This is a genomic window from Methylobacterium sp. AC832, from assembly GCF_979256025.1.
The window spans coordinates 1,476,659-1,494,409 of the sequence record NZ_CEEDMV010000001.1 but is presented as its reverse complement, the minus strand read 5'-3'; the positions used below and the strand labels follow the sequence as shown (position 1 = coordinate 1,494,409).

General features: G+C 63.0%; 10 protein-coding genes. 2 read left to right on the top strand and 8 right to left on the bottom strand.

What is annotated here, in order from left to right; translation table 11 throughout:
* Positions 1-200: 200 nt before the first annotated feature.
* Positions 201-1,499, bottom strand: a complete 1,299-nt coding sequence (locus tag AC0IXR_RS06960; protein WP_471760165.1) for a DUF4238 domain-containing protein — start codon at positions 1,497-1,499, stop codon at positions 201-203.
* A 187-nt stretch (positions 1,500-1,686) separates the two neighbouring features.
* Positions 1,687-4,071, bottom strand: coding sequence for a type I restriction endonuclease (locus AC0IXR_RS06955; protein ID WP_471760164.1), 2,385 nt, complete (start codon positions 4,069-4,071; stop codon positions 1,687-1,689).
* Positions 4,072-5,160: 1,089 nt separating this feature from the next.
* On the opposite strand from AC0IXR_RS06955, the gene AC0IXR_RS06950 reads away from it, so the two are divergent.
* Both AC0IXR_RS06950 and AC0IXR_RS06945 read left to right on the top strand, forming a co-directional pair.
* Positions 5,161-6,186: an AAA family ATPase gene (locus tag AC0IXR_RS06950; protein ID WP_471760163.1), complete on the top strand. Its 1,026-nt coding sequence runs from the start codon at positions 5,161-5,163 to the stop codon at positions 6,184-6,186.
* A 60-nt stretch (positions 6,187-6,246) separates the two neighbouring features.
* The gene (locus tag AC0IXR_RS06945) at positions 6,247-8,793 is read left to right on the top strand and encodes a S8 family peptidase (protein ID WP_471760162.1); all 2,547 of its coding nucleotides are present in this window, start codon (positions 6,247-6,249) and stop codon (positions 8,791-8,793) included.
* Between the two features lie 124 nt (positions 8,794-8,917).
* Here the strand turns inward: AC0IXR_RS06945 and rpmG are convergent, their stop codons facing one another.
* The 6 genes from rpmG to AC0IXR_RS06915 all read right to left on the bottom strand — a co-directional run bounded on the left by rpmG (position 8,918) and on the right by AC0IXR_RS06915 (position 17,594).
* The gene (gene rpmG, locus AC0IXR_RS06940; protein WP_056255359.1) at positions 8,918-9,085 is read right to left on the bottom strand and encodes a 50S ribosomal protein L33; all 168 of its coding nucleotides are present in this window, start codon (positions 9,083-9,085) and stop codon (positions 8,918-8,920) included.
* 99 nt (positions 9,086-9,184) lie between these two features.
* The gene (locus AC0IXR_RS06935; protein WP_056430246.1) at positions 9,185-10,366 is read right to left on the bottom strand and encodes an MFS transporter; all 1,182 of its coding nucleotides are present in this window, start codon (positions 10,364-10,366) and stop codon (positions 9,185-9,187) included.
* 123 nt (positions 10,367-10,489) lie between these two features.
* On the bottom strand, positions 10,490-11,821 hold the full coding sequence (locus AC0IXR_RS06930; RefSeq protein ID WP_471760161.1) for an efflux RND transporter periplasmic adaptor subunit: 1,332 nt from the start codon (positions 11,819-11,821) through the stop codon (positions 10,490-10,492).
* The gene (locus tag AC0IXR_RS06925; RefSeq protein ID WP_471760160.1) at positions 11,818-15,045 is read right to left on the bottom strand and encodes an efflux RND transporter permease subunit; all 3,228 of its coding nucleotides are present in this window, start codon (positions 15,043-15,045) and stop codon (positions 11,818-11,820) included. Before AC0IXR_RS06925 ends, AC0IXR_RS06930 begins: the two co-directional genes overlap by 4 nt.
* A gap of 159 nt (positions 15,046-15,204) precedes the next feature.
* Positions 15,205-16,302: a M48 family metallopeptidase gene (locus tag AC0IXR_RS06920; protein ID WP_471760158.1), complete on the bottom strand. Its 1,098-nt coding sequence runs from the start codon at positions 16,300-16,302 to the stop codon at positions 15,205-15,207.
* Positions 16,302-17,594 (bottom strand): YjgN family protein, encoded by a 1,293-nt coding sequence (locus tag AC0IXR_RS06915; RefSeq protein ID WP_471760157.1) that lies wholly within the window; start codon positions 17,592-17,594, stop codon positions 16,302-16,304. Before AC0IXR_RS06915 ends, AC0IXR_RS06920 begins: the two co-directional genes overlap by 1 nt.
* Positions 17,595-17,751 lie beyond the last annotated feature (157 nt).

Below are 17,751 nucleotides of genomic sequence, written 5' to 3'. Positions count from 1 at the left end.
CCGAACAACACACCCCAATCTACGATAAGACTGAATATTCGCAGCCGAATGGTCTGTTGTACCGCAATTGAAACGTTTTGCGTGGCATTAGTGTACTGATGCCTGCGTAACGTGCAGCGGGTAGCGCAATTTGTCCGTCGTTAGTAATGGCTTGGCGGACATGCGCCTGATCGATTCGTCTGTGCACCAGAACCTTCTAGCTATATCTCGACCTCCGACTGCACTCGGTGCGCCGCAATGGCTTTCATGACCTGATTTAGCGACGGGTCGCTGTGCACGATACGGAAGAGTGTTGGCATACCGGGCGAGACCAACTCGACAATCACTTCCCTCATTCCGCGGCGAGAGTGACCATTCTCGAAGATTTCGGCCTGGACAAGCGGTGCATCGCCGAGTGCCGCTCCCAGCGTCACACAATCTCTCGTCGACGCTACGATCGGCTCGGCATTTGCGTTCCAGCCCTCGATCGGCAGCATGTGTAGGTTCCGTGTACCCTTTAGGACGAGCCAGAGACCGTCCGGCATGCCTTCTCGTCGCGGCGGCCCTTGGCCCAGCCGACCGACATCGAGATCGGTTCGCACATGCTTCAGTTCGTGCCGCACGTTAAGAAACTCTCGCGCAAGCCCGAAATCGTCACGCCTTGAATACAGGAAACGCGCACTATTCAACATCTGCATTCGGTTGAACCGCGCGACCAAGATGTCGTCGTGGCGGGCCGGGTTACCGTTCAGGATGGCGTCGTGAAGTGCGACCAGTCGGTGCAATCGGTCACCGTCGATCGCCAGTCCATTTATTCGGGCAGCACGAAGTCTAGACTCGATGCCTGGGCACAAAAGGCCCAGCATTAGATCTGGGGCTAGCGGGAGGTAGACCTCGACTCCGGGAGAACTAAGCCCGACGTCTCCGAACGGGATCGAGTTAGTGCGCACTACCGGATGGTCGGAAATCCAGAAGCACGCGTCGCCGCCGGGTTCGATCAGGATCGGCAGCTTCGCTTCGAGTGCGTCGGTTAAGCCGGCTCGATTAAGAAAAATTTCAATCGCCGCGCTACGGGTATCGTTCACAGTCGGTAGCATGAAATACGCGAGACATTCCGGACCTAACTCGGATTCCACCAAGCCTGCAATGAAGGCCTCGGCGCTCGCCTGCATTGTCGTACGTAAGAGCTTAGTGCGTATGAGCTGAACGGCGACGATGTCCGCAAGGTCGCGGCGATCTTTCGGATCGAGGAACGTAAGGCTGCGCTCCACCGCGATCCGATTGAGGAGCTCCGCGCCTCTGTCATCAACGTCTTGGTACAAGGACTCGAAATTAACGATGCCGTCCGGCCCTTCGAGGGTATTGAAGCGCTTTTCTGACCCTGAATCCCGGATAGCTGCAGGGTAACTCTTGCCGATTGACTTATCGAAGACAAAAATTTGCCTGCCAGCAGCGTTAATGCTGAATCGGCGAAGGTGAGCTTGAGGCACGAAGTGGTGCTTCTTAGATTCGGCCGTCAACGCGGTTCTCCTAGGCGGCGAGATGGCCAAATTAATGATCAGTGATTTAGAAATCGACGAGACTGCCAATGGTTCGCCCGTTGGACCATACGTCTGAGGCACACCTCTGCTACTGATCAACCATCATGCACCAAGCGAACGCCATGCGGTCTTATGGTCGCCGGCGTCAGGTCAAATCAGCCTTAGCTCAGTCCACAGAGGGCGGGTGCAGAGGGGGAAGGTCGGCGAACGCAGAATGCACCGGCCCGCTGAGCATCCCTCTCGCCCAAGTTGCCTTTGTCGCATCCGCCGATCTTGCGATCTCCCGAAGCGCGATATCTACTCTGGCTAGGAGTGGTAGCGACTCGCTGTTACAGGCCGCTTCCATCCAGTCCGACGCCTCACGCCATTCGTGGCTAAGATAGCGCAAGATCGATAGCGTGATTGGCTCAATGATTCCGGAGTGGTGGCAGACAATGCTCCCAATGCCTGCGATGTGGTGCGTGACAACTTCGTTGAAGTCTGGCTCGGAGCAGGGCTGCCGCAGCACCATGGGAGCGGTGCCGACCTCGAGGAGGATCGCAGGATCGATACGCTCTAGGGTGCCGGACGACTCGACCGCGAGCGGGCGACCTGCGAGATGGGAGAGGATGAGCCAGCTATGCAATCTGGTATAGGAGGATCCCGCCTCACCATCCGAGTCTGCTTCGAGCACTTGCCGCCGCCCGCCTACGTAAGCGAGCATTGAGCCGTTCTCTTGCACGGTAAAATCTACCATGCCCACGTCGGGCAGGTGCATGGCGAACTGCATGCCGGGCTCGATAGCCGTCTCCTCTGGCGCAACAGCGATCAGAGCGCGGATCAAGTTGAACGACACTCCGCCATGCCGCGCCGATGCGTCCAGAATTGCCTGAGCGCACACGACGTCGCCGAGCGGCAGATTGCCTGCGGTGCCCGCTAGCCATGCCGCAGCCTCGTCCGGCTCGCCTCGCGACATGGGCGCCAGTTCGATCGCAATAAGATCGGCCAACTCGCTCGCGATAAGCTCAGGCAGTCGTACCACAACGATCGCCTCGCCGCTGCTGTGGATCGCCAACTTAAGGTAGCCGCGCGAGATGAGCTCAGCGATTTCCTCCGCGTCGAGATCGGCTGCCAGGGTCTTGCGCCGACAGATGTAGACGCCGAGCGACTCTAAGATGAGCGGCATGGGGCGCGTCCGGTCGCGGGCATCGTCCAACACTGCGCGCGCTACCTCCCTCGCCAACCGGCGCAGCTCGGGATCGGTGAACCTCTCGCGTGCATGCGCGATCAGGTCCAGACTTAACAGCGGCGGCAAGGACGCCACTAACGTCTCGTCCTCATATTGGGGGCGTTGAACGACCGCAGCGCCCATTGCGCGGAGCACCCAGGGGGAGCGGAGCTCGAGAGCCGAACCCCCACCTTTCATGATCGTGATGCGATGATCCGAGAGGATCTGTTGCGCTAGCTCGAACTCTTCGTCGTCTAGCCGATCGACGGTGATACGCTCAGCACGCCGACCAATGGGCGAGGTGGCGCGCCTTTTGGCGTTCATGATCAGCTGGTCGGCCGCTGAGTCATCGATGGCGATAACGATCCTCACGCCTTCTCCGAACGCCGCAGAGGTAAGGTCTTCGATTTCGCGTCTGAGCTCGGCCTGATTGGCTTCGAATCCGTCGATGGCGAGCACCAATGCGGGGCCGTCCGTCCGGGAGAGGCGCATGAGCCAGCTGCGCGCCTCGTCGGGTGTAATTGGCCATGATAGCTCATTTGCTAGCGCGTCGGCGAGCGCCTGCCCGATACCGCACCCAGCGGACGCTTCCAGTAAGAAGGTCACGAACTCGTCTCCTGCACGGGTGCGGTAGACGAGCTCCCGCAGGACGTTGCTCTTTCCGATAATTGGTGGGCCTTCGACTATTACGAGGCGCTTGCCCCGCTTCAGCCAGATGTCCACTAACGCGGTGGCCTTCCGAGGGAGGAGGAAGTTCGGCACGAACGGCAGGGCAGGAGCGTCCCACTTCGCCGTCAACTCGGCCATAACAGCCTCTGTCACATGCTCTACCGCCTGCCGCCAGACTGCTGGCGTTGAGCCCATGAGGGTCTGAATTGCCACCTTCAAATCGTCCACCGCGGCACGTGCTGCTGCACTGACCATGGTCTGGAATTCTGCTTCAGAAGTGGACACGCCAGCCAGCGCTGCCCCACTATGAGTGGACAGCAGGCGCACCTCATCGCCGTTCGTCACGATAATAAGCGGTGGTGATGGGTGGAGCATTCTAGCGTAAGACAGCCCCTGCGCCTCGTCTCCCTTTGTGAGAGCAACGCCGCCCCGCTTGAGCTCCAAAACCGCGAGAGGGCGTTCGCCGTTGTAAAGGATGATGTCAGCGCGGGCCTCCTTGCGGGAGTCTCTTGCTCCGTCAACGTTGATCGTGGCTCTTCCGAATGAGAACGCGAACTTCGTCTGATGACGGACCGCGCCAGACGGGATCCAGGGGAATACACGCCCGATCGCTGCATGGATGGCGGCCTCAAGATCGCCTTCGGTCGGAAAGGTCGTAAGCTGCTTCACCGCCATAACCTGAATCCTGGCACTGGTCGCTTCCCCACGGCCTAATTCAGGGGGCTAGCGCCGCCTTGCTAAGGGGGGCATCGAAAGTTCGGGCACATTGGGGCGGTCACCGCACGGAGTGCCATTCGCATGAAATTTTTTTCGGCGCAGCCTGAGAATTCGGGCCTTAATAAAAAATGGCAGTCTTCTGGGCTTAGGAATTTTCGGGCATTTCCGTTTTGCCCGATCGCACTGAGCGGCAACCACACCAGAATCATTGGCTGGTACGTGCCCTGAATCGCCACCGGGATGTGACTCCGAGACGGGTGCGGTGTCTTCAATCTTTCTGGAGCAAAGCCGGCACAGCGCAATCGACGCAATCTGCGAACGATTTGTTCGGCGGTCGCCACGACAAAAAAAACTAATGGGTGAAGACTGAGGTGTCGGATCATTGAAGTGCTAGTCGGGAAGGGCCGCATTATTGGGCACCCTACGAATTTCTCGGGCCGTCGCGCCGATAGCATCCTGATGCGGCTCAGGATCCTGAGCAATTGCGGGCTATGCACTTACGGCATTTAGACGCCTATCGGCACCATGTCTGTTTCCATCAACCGCCCGGCAAGAGCCAAGCGGTTCGAGGATGAGTAGGCGAGAGGACGAATCAGCCTTTCCCTGCCAGTATGAGGGTAGCACATGGAAAGCGGGCTCATGAGCGAGACCAATTTCGAGCAAAGACCATTCGCCAACGCCGAATTCGCCGAGAACCCTGAGAACTGATGCCCATTGCTCCTCCTACTCGACAACTCGGTTTCGATGAGAGGAAGGCCCATCAACGAAATGAACTCCCGCCTTCAGGCGCCTTTCGAAGGACTCCACGACACTCAGGTAGTGCGTGGCCAACATGGTACGACCCTGCCTTGCTCGTCTAATTGAGTTTTGTCGTCCCTGAGAATGGCGCCGAGGCCCGAGTGAATTGGCCGTTGACGCGGGACGTGACCCTGCCCACCGTCAAAAAGGCGGTCCCTATGGAGCTCTACCCATTAAACGGCTAGGAGATATCTTCATCGTTGGGCTGTAAGGAAGCCTTATCCAGCAGGTTGGTGATCCGGCGCATTTATGGCTACCGCTCGGCAGATCGTTGCGCTTCTGAACTGCCACAATCAGGGCGATGAGGAGCAATTTCTCTCGATCGCTCTGCAGGTGGCGGCTGACGAAGCACGTCGCGGTCGCAAGGATGTGGCTGACGAATTGAAGCAGCTCGTGGATACTGCCCGCCAACACAGACCTCGGCCGGCAGCAAAATCGAACGGTGAACGTGGCAATGTCGCGATTCCGATTTCGCGCCCCCGCGGCGAGCTGCAGAATCTCCTCATTGCAACATATCCGAAGACTCAACTCGCTGACGTGGTGCTCCGTGCAGATACGCGTTCGCGACTGGTAGAATTCGTGAACCAGCAACGGCAACGCGATCGGCTGCGTGCCTTTGGGCAGTCCCCAAGTACGCGGCTGCTGCTGGTTGGGCCTCCCGGCTCGGGAAAGACCCTGACCGCTTCGGCGCTCGCCGGCGAGCTGCACCTTCCGCTGTTCACGATCCGATTGGACACCGTCATCACGCGCTTCATGGGAGAGACGGCCGCAAAGCTACGCCTGATCTTCGATCAGATCGCGTCTGCCCGCGGTGTGTACCTGTTCGATGAGTTCGATGCGATTGGCGGCCGACGCACAGCCGACAACGACGTGGGCGAGATGCGACGAGTGTTGAATTCGTTTCTGCAATTCCTTGAGGAGCCGAATAGCACGGACAGCCTCGTGGTCGCAGCCACCAACCACCCAGAGCTTCTGGACCGAGCTCTGTTTCGACGGTTCGACGACATCCTTGAATATGTTCTGCCCGATCCCGAAGGAATCCGGAGCGTTCTTTCGGCACGACTGAGAGCGTTCAGGCCCAGCCGGATTGCTTGGGCAAAGGTCGTCGACGCAGGACTTGGTCTCAGCCAAGCCGACCTCGCCCGCGCCGCCGACGAGGTAATAAAGTCGGCCATTCTTCGGGAAACTGATACCGCTTCGACTGAGGAACTGATCTATGCTCTGCGAAAGCGCCGCGCGGTGAGAGAAACCGTTTTAGGCATCGTCGAAGCGTAGGGGCGGAAGAGACGGTTCCATCTTTCCCTTTCCATTCTCAACAGCGCCGCTCGAGCATATATGGCCGATAACCGCAATGACCGTCGATCTCATCGGCTCGATCACATCCGCGTTGATGGATTTCGGAGTGGCACGACTTACAGCCCACCGAGCCGCGATCTGAGCGGCATCTCATCCGGACGAAACCGCGATATTCATGGACCCAAGCTCGAAAGCGAGCTCGCCGCTGCCTTTGAGGCGGCACATGCACTTCTCACCGCCCGTGATCCAGCCATGCAGGCTGGCCAAGCCGGAATCTACCTCGAGATCACGAGCGCTGAGGGCGAGAAGCTGCCAGACCTCAGTTATTCGTCGCAAGGCATCCGGATGGGAGCGCTACGCGTCGGGGAAGGAGACACTGAGACAGGAACTCTGTTCGTCCCAGCGGCAGCGGAGGGTTTCCTAAGTGAAAAGGTCCGCGAGTACGCGCGCGAATCCACTGCGAAGCAATTGCCGAGGCATGAAGGGAAGTTCTCGCCGGTTGAGACATTCCGCGCCGCGACCATCGAAAGTCATTGGACCGATCAACGCCCGCTTCCGGAATCGCCCGACGAGGCCATTTGGTGGGAGTGCTGGTGTTGGCGAGACCGTGTTGAGAACCTGCTCAATGCCGCGAGGCGTCTCGGGCTTCGAGCGAGCGAACGGCGCCTCAGGTTTCCTGAATTCGAAGTCGTCCCAGTCTACACTGACCGCGTGGGGTTACTTCGTCTACTTCAGAATTCTGATGCCATCGAAGAGCTTCGCCGCGCGAGCGATACGCCAACTTTTTTCACAACCGACGTTCGCCGCGAGCAGTCACTCTGGGTCAACGATCTCGCCGGCCGCGTTGAGGGGCCCGCCGCTCGAAGCCCGGTTGTCTGCCTGCTCGATAATGGAGTGGCGCAGGCGCATCCACTTTTAGTGCCGGCCCTCGATGCGGTGGACTGTCACTCGGTGAATCTGGCCTGGGGCGTCGACGATCACGACCCTGGAGGCCACGGCACCAATATGGCCGGTGTCATCCTCTATGGCGACCTGACGTACCCACTGGCTGATTCGCGTAGGGTGTTGCTAGATGTGCGACTTGAGTCGGTAAAGTTTCTGCCACCGGCCGGATTCGAACAGACGGAGCCGACGAACTATGGCGCGATCACGCAGTCTGCGATCGCGCTTCCCGAGATCGCTGCTCCGGATCGTGCTCGCGTCTTCTGCATGGCAGTTACAAATCGTGACGTTTCTGGCGAGAGGCCGACGAGCTGGAGTTCGGCTCTCGATCAAGTCTGCGCTGGCGCAGTCCCCGACGATGAAGATGAGGATGGCCCCGGTGAGCCGGTCCGGCGTCTAGTTTTCGTGTCTGCGGGCAATGTGCCCGATGCATCAGATCCTGATCACGTTTCCGACCCCGACGAGTTCCCTGTTGAGGATCCCGCTCAGGCCTGGAACGCGGTCGCCGTCGGCGGATTCACCGATAAGGTCGAGATCGCCGCGGCAGACGGACTTAATGGCTGGTCGGCGCTCGCTGGCGTGGGTGACCGCAGTCCTTACAGCCGCATATCTACGGATTGGGATCACTCCCGCACCCCGATTAAACCTGAGATCGTTTTTGAGGCTGGCAACCGTGCCCTCAGCCCGGGCGAGGGCGAGCTTTTGGCAGGCGTTGACTCCCTATCACTGCTGACCACTGGACGCGACTTTCTCGCAAGTCCGCTGACGACCTTCTGGGCTACGAGCCCGGCGACGGCGCAAGCGGCTGGTATGGCCGGTACGATAATGGCTCGCTATCCTGAATACTGGCCTGAAACCATCCGCGCCCTCATGGTGCATAGCGCAGAGTGGACGCCGGCGATGCTGGCTCGCCTGAGGGCATGTAGGGGCCGCAAGAAGGACTGCATCGCCTTAGCGCGGACTTTTGGCTATGGCGTGCCTCGTCTCGATCGAGCACTCGCGTCTGCACAGAATGATCTCGCACTAGTCGCGCAGACGACGATCCAGCCTTTCAAGCGCGAGTACAAGCGCAATACCGCCGGTCGATTTGTCCTCGGCGACCCTACCTTCAATGAGGTGCATTATTACGAGTTGCCTTGGCCACAACAGGCACTAGAGGAGATCGGTGACCGCGATGTCCGGCTGAAAATCACGCTTTCGTACTTTGTCGAGCCAAGCCCAGGCGATACCGCGCCCGTGACCCCAGCTCGCTATCAATCGCATGGACTGCGATTTGAGCTGAAGCGGCCCATAGATACGCCAGAGATTTTTAAGCAGCGGATAAACCGGCTCGAGCGCGGCGAGGAGAGGCTGCCGGAGGCGGATCCAGACACGCGATGGACCTTTGGTAGTCAGAGTGTCGCGGCAGGCTCTCTGCATTGTGACGTATGGGTTGGACCAGCTGCACAACTCGCCGCACGTAATTACATTGCTGTCTATCCGGTCAGCGGGTGGTGGCGTTACCGCACGCACCTAAGGCGTTGGAATTCGCAATCGCGCTACAGTCTCGTCATCTCCATTACCGCGGATGAAGCCGAGATCGAACTCTACACGGAGATCGCTAATTTCATCGGCATCGGTGCGGTTGCTGAGGTGGAGGTCTGAAACGAGCCAATCCAAAGGCCCGCAGCATCATCTTCCCGTGACCCGCGTGTGACCCATAAACGAAAAACCGCCCCGGTTAAGGGGCGGTTTTTCTTTTAAAAACATAAACTTAAGCCGAGGCCGCTTACTTGATCTTGGTTTCTTTGAAGTCGACATGCTTGCGCACGACGGGGTCGTACTTCTTCATGGACAGCTTTTCGGTCTGCGTCCGGGAGTTCTTCTTCGTAACGTAGAAGTAGCCGGTATCGGCGGTCGAGATGAGCTTGATCTTGACGGTGACGGCCTTGGCCATGGCGCGGTGCTCCTGAAGGTGGCGGCATTCCGCTTGAGCGAAACGCAAAATGGCCGGCACGGACCGGCTGAATTCCGCGCGGTCATTGCCTCATCGGGCTCACTTCGTCAAGGCCGAGGCGGTTTTCCGAAGCCGCCACAGGACGAGGCCGGCATAGGCGACGAGCACGCCGCACATGGCATGGGCGAAGCCCTGAGGGGGCATCAGGTCCATGCCGCCGCCAATGATCGGAGGCCCCACCATCAGGCCGACATTGTAGAAAATCAGGAAGGCGGCATTCGCGCCGGCGAGTTCGGCCCCGCGCACGCTGGCCCCAAGATGGGCCAGGCCGACCGTGTAGAGCGTGCCGGTCAGGCCGCCCCAGATCAGCAGCAGGATGGCGAGCCAGAAAGGGGATGCCGACGCCGCCGGGATCAAGGCCGCGCCGATGGCGCCACCCAGGGCCGAGGCGAGGAGGAGGCGGCGACGGTCGAACCTATCGGCCAGGAGGCCGAAGGGGATCTGGAACAGGACGTGGCCGAGAGCGAGCATACTGACGAGCCCGGCGGCGCTCTCCGCATCGAGCCCGATCCGCAGGCCGTAGAGCGGTAGGATGGCGAATCCCCCGGTCTCGACGGCACCGTAGACGAGGGCCGCGAAGATGGCGGCGGGGGCCAGCCGGACATAGCCGAGCACACCGCGACTACCGGACCCTTCGATCTCGGGGGAGAGACCGCGCGCCAGAGCGATGGGCACGGTGCCGAGCAGGAACAGGGCGGCGCCCGCACAATACGGCGCGTAGCCCTGTGTGCCGATGAGGACGAGGAGCGTCGGACCCACCGCGAAGCCGAGGGCCAGGACCGTCGCGTAGATGCCCATGACGAGGCCGCGCCGGGCCGGGGGCGCGACCTCGTTGATCCAGAACTCGGACAGGACGAAGAGCACGCCCAGCGTCGCCGAAAAGACGAAGCGGAGGGGGAACCACCAACGGATATCGTGGAGCAGCTTGAACCCGATGAGGGAGGCCGCGCCGATGAAGATCGCGAGAATGAGAAGCCGTACGACGCCGATCCGGGCGGCCAGACGCGGCACGAACGGCACGGTGACGATGCTGGCGAGACCCGCCAGGGCCGTATTGATGCCGATGACCGTGCTCGACACGCCCATGCGCTCCATCTCGAGGGAGAGGAGCGGGATCGACAGGCTTAGGCCGATGCCGACCACCGCGACACAGGTGATCGCGGCGCTCATCGCCGCCACATGAGCGCGATCGAGAGTGTCCGAGGCGGGGCGGTCGAGCATGATCGTGGGGCGTTCCGGGGGAGGCGCGAGCGGGCGCACCGAACGGTGAGGCTCTACGCCATCATCCGCCTTCGACGGAACCTGCCGGACGGCTGGGCTGGCCTGCGCCCCGGCCAGCCGGTGCTATCGCGCCGCCGATTTCAGCGGCTTTCCCTCCTGCTTGGGTGCCTGGCGCTCCATCCTCTGCCCATCGCGCAGGTCGACGGGCGGGCTCAGGACGATCTGCTCGCCCCCATCCAACCCCTGGTCGATCTCGATTGTGGTGCCGAGGTCGCGCTGGATGTGGACGCCGCGCCATTCCACCGTGCCGTCCTCGCGGGAGATCGCGACCTGGGTGCCGCGCTGATTGAAGACGAGGCCTTCGGCCGGGATGACCGTGTTCCTCGCCGTCCGCGGCACCTTCAGCGTCACGTAGACGTAGAGGCCGGGCCGCAGGCTGCCGTCGCGGTTGGGAACGTCCACCTGCGTGGTCAGGGTTCGGGACGAGGTCAGCAGGGCGACGGAGCTTCGCTCGACCTTGCCGGAGAAGGTCCGGTCCGGGATCTGCGGCACCTTGATCGTCGCGGCGACGCCCGGACTCACCCCGACGGCGAGATTCTGGGGCACGTTGACGACCACGCGCAGGACGTCGTCCCGGTCCATGGACAGCAGGGCGGTGCCGGTGCCGTCCGCCTGGACGAGATCGCCGACATCGACGCTGCGGGCGGTCACGACACCATCGAAGGGGGCGATCACGTCCTTGAAGCCGGTCAGTGCCTTCAGGCGGTCCACGGTGGCGCGCTGCGCCTTGATGTTGGCCTCGGCCACTTTCACCCCCGCTTCCGCCGAGGCGAGGCTCGCGCCCTGGCTCAGGACGCTGGCCTGGGAATTGTCCGCGTTCTGCTTCGAGGCCCAGCCCTGCACGGCGAGGGTCGAGGTGCGGCTGTTGGTGGCGGTGGCGAGATTCACGTTGGCCTTCGCCTGATCGACCATGGCCCTGGCCTGGAGCAGCTGGGCTTCGAGTTGGCCGACCTGCGCCTGGGCCTGCGCCAGCTGCTGGTCGAGATCGGGGGCGGCGATGCGGATGAGGATGTCGCCCTGCTTGACCCGCGTGCCGATATCGACCCTGCGCTCTGCGATGTAGCCCGTGGCACGGGCGAAGAGGGACGCCCTGGCGAAGGCGTCGGTCTGTCCGGGCAGGGTGATGTCGATGGGCTGGTCGGCCCGCTCCACCGCGATGGTCCGTAGCTTCGGCACGAACTCCCTGGCCTTGCGCTGCGTCTCCTCGGCCGCGGCGGTCTTCTGCCAATGGCCGTACCCGCCCCAGCCGAGCAGGCCGACGGCGATGAGCCCGGCGACGAGGAACGGCCCCTTCCCCGGCGGCGGCGGGATCTCCGCCGGGCCTCGCCCCGATTCATGAGCCGTCACCGTGCCGGTCTTCTCATCGATCGCGTCACCAGGGCTGTTCCCGCTCATGCGTAATCCTGAAGCGGCTTGACCTCGCCCCGCCTGAGGAGGGTGTAGAGGAAGGGCACGAAGAGCAAGGTCGAGGGCGTACCGACGGCGATGCCGCCCATCACGGCGCGGGCCAGCGCCGCGTTCTGTTCGCCGCCCTCCCCCGTCCCCAGGGCCATCGGGATCAACCCGAGGAACATCGCGCCCGCCGTCATGAGCACCGGCCGCAGCCGCGTCTCGCCCGCCAGGAGCGCGGCCTCGGTGGCGCTGCAGCCGGTGGCCTCCCGGTGCTCCTTGGCGAAGGTGACGAGGAGGATGGAATTGGCGGATGCGATACCCACCGACATGATCGCCCCGAACAGCGACGGGATCGAGAAGGTCGTGCCGGTGATGAACAGGCTGGCCACGATTCCGCAGAAGGCGAGCGGGAGCGCCGCCAGCACCACGAGCGGGTCGCCCCAGCTCTGGAAGTTCACCGCCATCAGCAAGTAGACCGCCACCAGGGCGATGGAGAGGCCGATTCCCATGCGGAAGAAGGCCGATTGCATGTTCTCGATCTGCCCGCGCACGGTGATCTTGTCCGGCGCCGGGAGGGCCTTCTGTTCTTCCTCGACGATTCGGCGAATGTCTTTGGCCACCGAACCGAGATCGGAATCCTGCACCGCCGCGTAGATGTTGAAGGTCGGCTGCGTGTTGACGTGGTTGATTACCGTCTGCGACCCCTCGCGGCGCATGGTCGAGACGCTGGACAGCAGCGTCAGCACGCCGGGCGCATCGGAATTGCCGCTGACGAGGAGCGGGGTGTTCTGGATCGCCGTGAGGCTGTCGTTGCGGTGTTCCGGCGTCTGCACCCAAAGCTGGTAGGGGATGCCGGTCTTCGGGTCGGTCCAGAAGTTCGGTGTCACCTGGAAGGAGCCCGACAGGGAGACGTTGAGGCCCTGCGCGATCTGCTGCTCGGTGAGGCCGAGCTCGGAGGCGAGGCGCCGGTCGACATCGACGAAGAATTGCGGCGTGCCGACGATCTGGTGGAGATGGACGTCCACCGCCCCGCGCGTCTCCTTGAGGCGACGGACGATGTTCTGCGCGGCGGCGAGGTCCTTGGCGGTGTTGCGGCCCGAGACCTGGATGTCGATCTGCGCCAGCGTTCCGAAATTCAGGATCTGCGTGATGATGTCGGAGGGCTGGAAATAGACGATCAGGTCGGGGAAGCGCTCGCGCAAAACCTCGCGCAGGCGCTTGGTGTAGCCGGCGACCGAGCCGTGGCCTTCCTTCAGGTTGATGAGCATCTGCCCATCGTTATTGGCGACGAACGACCCGTCCGAGAATGCGAAATTGTAGTTGTTCGCGGGCAGGCCGAGATTGTCGAGAACCTGGTCGATCTCGCCCTCGGGAATGACCTCGCGGACGACGGCCTGGACTTCGGCGAAGGTCTGCACCGCCGTCTCGATGCGCATGCCCGGCCGGGTGCGCAGATGCAGCGTCATCTGGCTCGATTCGACCTGCGGGAAGTAATCCTGGCCGACGAAGCCGAACAGGCCTGCCGTGCCCGCGAAGATCACCGCCACGGTGGCGAGGGTGACGACGCGGCGGCGCAGGACCACGTGGAGCAGGCCGAGATAGCTGCGGTGGAAGCGGGCAAACCGGGCTTCGAATCCCTGGCGGAACCAGCCCGCGAGGCGGAAGATCGGTCCGAACAGCCAGCCCAGCGCGCGGGCGACGCGGCCCCGACGCGGAGCCTGCCCGCCCTTGCCGTGATGCTCCTCGTATTCCCGCGCCACGAGCACGTCGATCAGCACCGGCACCAGGGTGCGGGACAGGACGTAGGAGGTCAGCATCGCGAAGACGACGGCGAGCGCCTGGGGCGTGAACAGATATTTCGGCGTGTCCGTGAGGGCGAAGACCGAGACGAAGGCGGCGCAGATCGAGAGGGTCGAGATCAGCGCGGGTTTGGCGATGCCGGCCGCGCCCTCCACCACGGATTTTCGGAACGGCTCGCCCTCTTCGAACAGCCGGTAGGTGTTCTCGATGGCCACCGTCGCGTCGTCCACGAGGATGCCCACCGCCAAGGCGAGCCCGCCAAGCGTCATGACGTTGATGGTCTCGCCCAACGCCGTGAGGATTGCGAGCGAGGTCAGGATCGAGAGCGGGATCGAGACGAGCACCACGATGGTGGAGCGCCATGAGCCGAGGAACAGCAGGATCGTCAGGCCGGTCAGCGCAGCGGCGATGACTGCCTCGTGGATCACGCCCTCGATGGCGGCGGAGACGAAGACCGATTGATCGAACAATTCGCGTAGCGCCATTCCCTCCGGTGCGGCGGCGCGGATGTCCGGCAGGGCCTTCTTCACGTTGTTGACGACGTCGAGGGTCGAGGCGGTGCCGTTCTTGAAGATGCGCATCAGCACCGAGTTCAGGCCGTCGGCCCGCACGATGTTCACCTGCGGCGGGCCGCCGTCGCGGACATTGGCGACGTCGCGCACCAGCACAGGCTGTCCGCCGACCACTCGGATCGGCACCTGATTGAGCGCTTCGATGGCGTCCGGCGTGGCGTTGAGCTGGATCGGGTATTGTTGCTCGCCGATCTTGGCGAGACCGGAGGGCACGGTGAGATTCTGCGCCGTCATGGCGTTGGTGACGTCGAGCGCCGTCAGGCCCAGAGCGCGCAGGGCCTGCAGGTCGAGATCGACCATGATCTGGCGCGGCGTGCCGCCGAAGGGCGAGGGCAGCGTCGAGCCCGGCACCTGGGTCAGGCGCTGGCGGATTCGGTACTGCGCGTAATCGTAGACCTTGGTCAGGCTCTCGCTGGTGGAGGAGAGCGAAAGCTGGATCACCGGGACGGAGGAGGCCGAGAACCGCAGGACGATGGGCGGCTGCACCCCCGGCGGCATGGTCGAACGGATCGAGTTCATCGCCGAGACTGTCTGGGCGATGGCGAGATCGATACTCACCGATTGGTCGAAATAGACCTTCTGGATCGCCGTGCCCTGCAGCGTCGTCGATTCCATCCGGGCGATGTTGTTGACGTTGTTCGAGAGCGAGAACTCCGCATAGGTCGTGATGCGACGCTCCATCTCGGAGGTCGAAAGACCCGTATAGGTCCACACCACCACGACCACCGGAATATCCACGGTCGGGAGGACGTCCTTGGGCGCCACGATCACCGAGGCCGCGCCGCCAAGCATCATCAGTACGGCGAGCACGTAGATCGTGATGCGAAACTTCAGAGCATACTGGACGAGGCCCATACGGTATCCGCGCAAACCTGTTCGGGCTGGTGTACCACGTTCGTCGCATGCCACGAGGTCATCTGTAGACGTGACGCCGCGACGCAATCGGCGGACCTGAGCGGGAATTTTGTTTCCGGATGTAACTCGCGCACGGACAGGCCCGGCACGGTCACGCGCCTATTTCGTGGGTTTGGCCGGCACGTTGCGGCAGATGCCCTTGAGCGTTGCCCATTCGGTCTCGTCGAGAATGCGGCGACCCAGCGTTTCCGTGCCCGCCATCGCGCGGATGCGGTTGGCGCGCTCCTTCGTGAAGGGATGGCTGCGGAGCAGGCTCGCGAACTCGGCTTTCTCGTCGTCCTTGGCGATGCGTTCGAGGATCGTCGCCAACGCCGTGGCATCCCCGCCCGACCGGCGCATGACCTCCACCGAATAGGAATCCGCCGCGTTCTCGGCCTCGCGGGAATAGCCGGCCGAGATGGCGGCTTGGCCTACCGCGACGAGGATCGTGGAGCCGGTCAGGTCGCCCAGCACGAGACTGAGGAGGAATGAGCTTCCGCTCGCCGCCAGCAGAGCCCGCATCGGGTCGCGCGCGGCGACATGCCCGAATTCGTGAGCCAACACGCCGGCGAATTCGTCCGGCGTCCGGGACTGGTCGATGAGGTCCGACAGCACGACGACCCGCCCACCGGGAAGGGTCAGGGCATTGGCGATGGCGTGCCGGCGAACGCTGATCGCCGGATCGACCGGCAGGCCGCCATCCGCCGTCATCCGCTCGATCAAGCGGTCGAGGACGGCCCGCGCCGGGGCATCGTCGCAGACCGGCGGGTCGCCGAGAATCTTGACGATCTGCCCGTCCACCGCCCCGCCGAGCCGCGCTTCGATCGCTGCCGGGACGACGGGCGCCAGACGCACCGCGATGGCCGGGACGCCGTAGATCGCCAGACCGATCACCGAGATCCCGGCCGCGATCGACCACAGGACGAGGCGCAGGCGACCGCCCGAGGCGGAGGGGTCGGATCGGTACAGGTCCGGACAGCGATCCTTCAGCGCGGCGGCCAGGGCCTCGTTGGTGAACTCGACCCGCTCGGCACGTCCCGCCGGGCCGACCCGCATGAGCGGGGCCGCCGTGTCGCCGGCGGCGAGCTCGGCGAGTGTCCAGGCGAGGCGTAGATCCTGCCCGGTGATCTCCAGGCTGTCCTCGAGGACCAGGGTCACCGGATGGGCCCTGGCGCTCAAGCCATCGTAGTACGTGCCGTGGACCGCTTGTGCCGGCACTAGAACCCTACTTCGAGCGCGCCGCCGACATCGAGCGCGTCGGCGAGGCCCTCGTTGAGTCCGCTGCCCACCCGCCGGCTCGACGCGAGCACGGCATCGAGGCCACCGGCATTCTCGACCACCGTGGTGGTGGCGACCGCCGCCCAGAGCCGCGCGGTGATGACCCGGACATAGAGCACCGCGAAGAACAGCGCGCCGCCGAGATAGCCGAACGCCATGCCGAACAGGAGCGCCCAATGGGCTCCGCTCTCCATGCCCTGGGTCTGCAGGAGCAGACCGCCGCCGCCGATGACGAGGCCGAGGATCAGGACGAAGCCGATCACGGAGAGGAGGTAGACGAAATAGGGCCAGTAGAACTGGCGGGCCTTCAGGGTGGACGAAAGGCGCACGGAGCCGAGGCTGGCCGCGTTCATGAAGAGTCGCGTCTCCCGCGCCCGGTAGAAGGGGATGAGCAGGAGCCCGAGGGGAAACGTGATGCCGAGCGTGCTGAGGAAGAGCACCCCGAACGTGGCGATGGGCGTGCCCTCATAATCGCTGTTGAACTCCGTCTCGCCGGGCTTGCCCCCCTCTTTGGGGACGAACAGGTCGTTGGGAATGTTGAAATCGGTAGCCACGAGGAAGGCGATCAGCGCGGCGGCGATGGGAAGGAGCACCACCACGTAGAAGGCCAGCCAGGGAAGCAGCAGCGAGCGCCCGCGCGCGGTGGATTCCATCCGGCTCGACCCGATGAGGGTGTGATTGATCCGGTACCGCTCCAGGCTCGCGCGCATGAAGGGGAAGGCGAGGCCGAGGGTGAGGAGTGTCAGCAGCGACCAGCCGATGGCCATCAGCGCATAGGTGATCGCCGAACCATCCTGGCCGAGGCGGATGCCGCGCCACAGGGTGCGTGAGGCCCGGTAGCGCCGGCCGCGATAGACCGCGAATTGGCCGAGGACGAAGAGGATGAGGAAGGACAGGACGCTGCCGAAGGCCGCGAGCCAGGGCGCCGAGATCGTCGCGACGAAGATCAGGACGTAGACGGGGATCAGGATGGCGATGGCGACGAGGAAGCCGAGGAACAGTTCCTTGCCGGTCCCGGAATACTCGGCCGGGCTGCCGTCGACGACGGTCCTGTTCCAGAAGTAGCGCCGCAGCTCGGTGACGTACCAGAATCGGTAGATGCCGAAGGTGACGAGGGACAGGAGGAAGCCACGGACGGCGATGCCGGTGAGGCCCTTGAGTGTCCTGTCGAAGGTGATCGCGCCGGAGCGGTCCATCCCGGATCGCGTCTCGGTCATTGGCGGCTGCGACATGAGACCTCCTCTCTCGGGAGGCGACATATAAGCGTATCGTCCCGGATGAGGCCACCCGCCGATACCACTTTAGATCGGCATGCACTTGCGCCGATGAAGTATGGGGCTGCCGACGTCGTTAAAAAGCCCCGCTCCGGTCTTGGAATTTCAATTCCGA

What these genes read in the sequence shown, in the direction of transcription:
- AC0IXR_RS06950 (WP_471760163.1), top strand. Translation starts at nt 5,161, where the DNA reads ATGGCTACCGCTCGGCAGATCGTTGCGCTTCTGAACTGCCACAATCAG.
- AC0IXR_RS06930 (WP_471760161.1), bottom strand. Translation starts at nt 11,821, where the DNA reads ATGAGCGGGAACAGCCCTGGTGACGCGATCGATGAGAAGACCGGCACG.
- AC0IXR_RS06945 (WP_471760162.1), top strand. Translation starts at nt 6,247, where the DNA reads ATGGCCGATAACCGCAATGACCGTCGATCTCATCGGCTCGATCACATC.
- AC0IXR_RS06915 (WP_471760157.1), bottom strand. Translation starts at nt 17,594, where the DNA reads ATGTCGCAGCCGCCAATGACCGAGACGCGATCCGGGATGGACCGCTCC.
- AC0IXR_RS06925 (WP_471760160.1), bottom strand. Translation starts at nt 15,045, where the DNA reads ATGGGCCTCGTCCAGTATGCTCTGAAGTTTCGCATCACGATCTACGTG.
- AC0IXR_RS06935 (WP_056430246.1), bottom strand. Translation starts at nt 10,366, where the DNA reads ATGCTCGACCGCCCCGCCTCGGACACTCTCGATCGCGCTCATGTGGCG.
- rpmG (WP_056255359.1), bottom strand. Translation starts at nt 9,085, where the DNA reads ATGGCCAAGGCCGTCACCGTCAAGATCAAGCTCATCTCGACCGCCGAT.
- AC0IXR_RS06955 (WP_471760164.1), bottom strand. Translation starts at nt 4,071, where the DNA reads ATGGCGGTGAAGCAGCTTACGACCTTTCCGACCGAAGGCGATCTTGAG.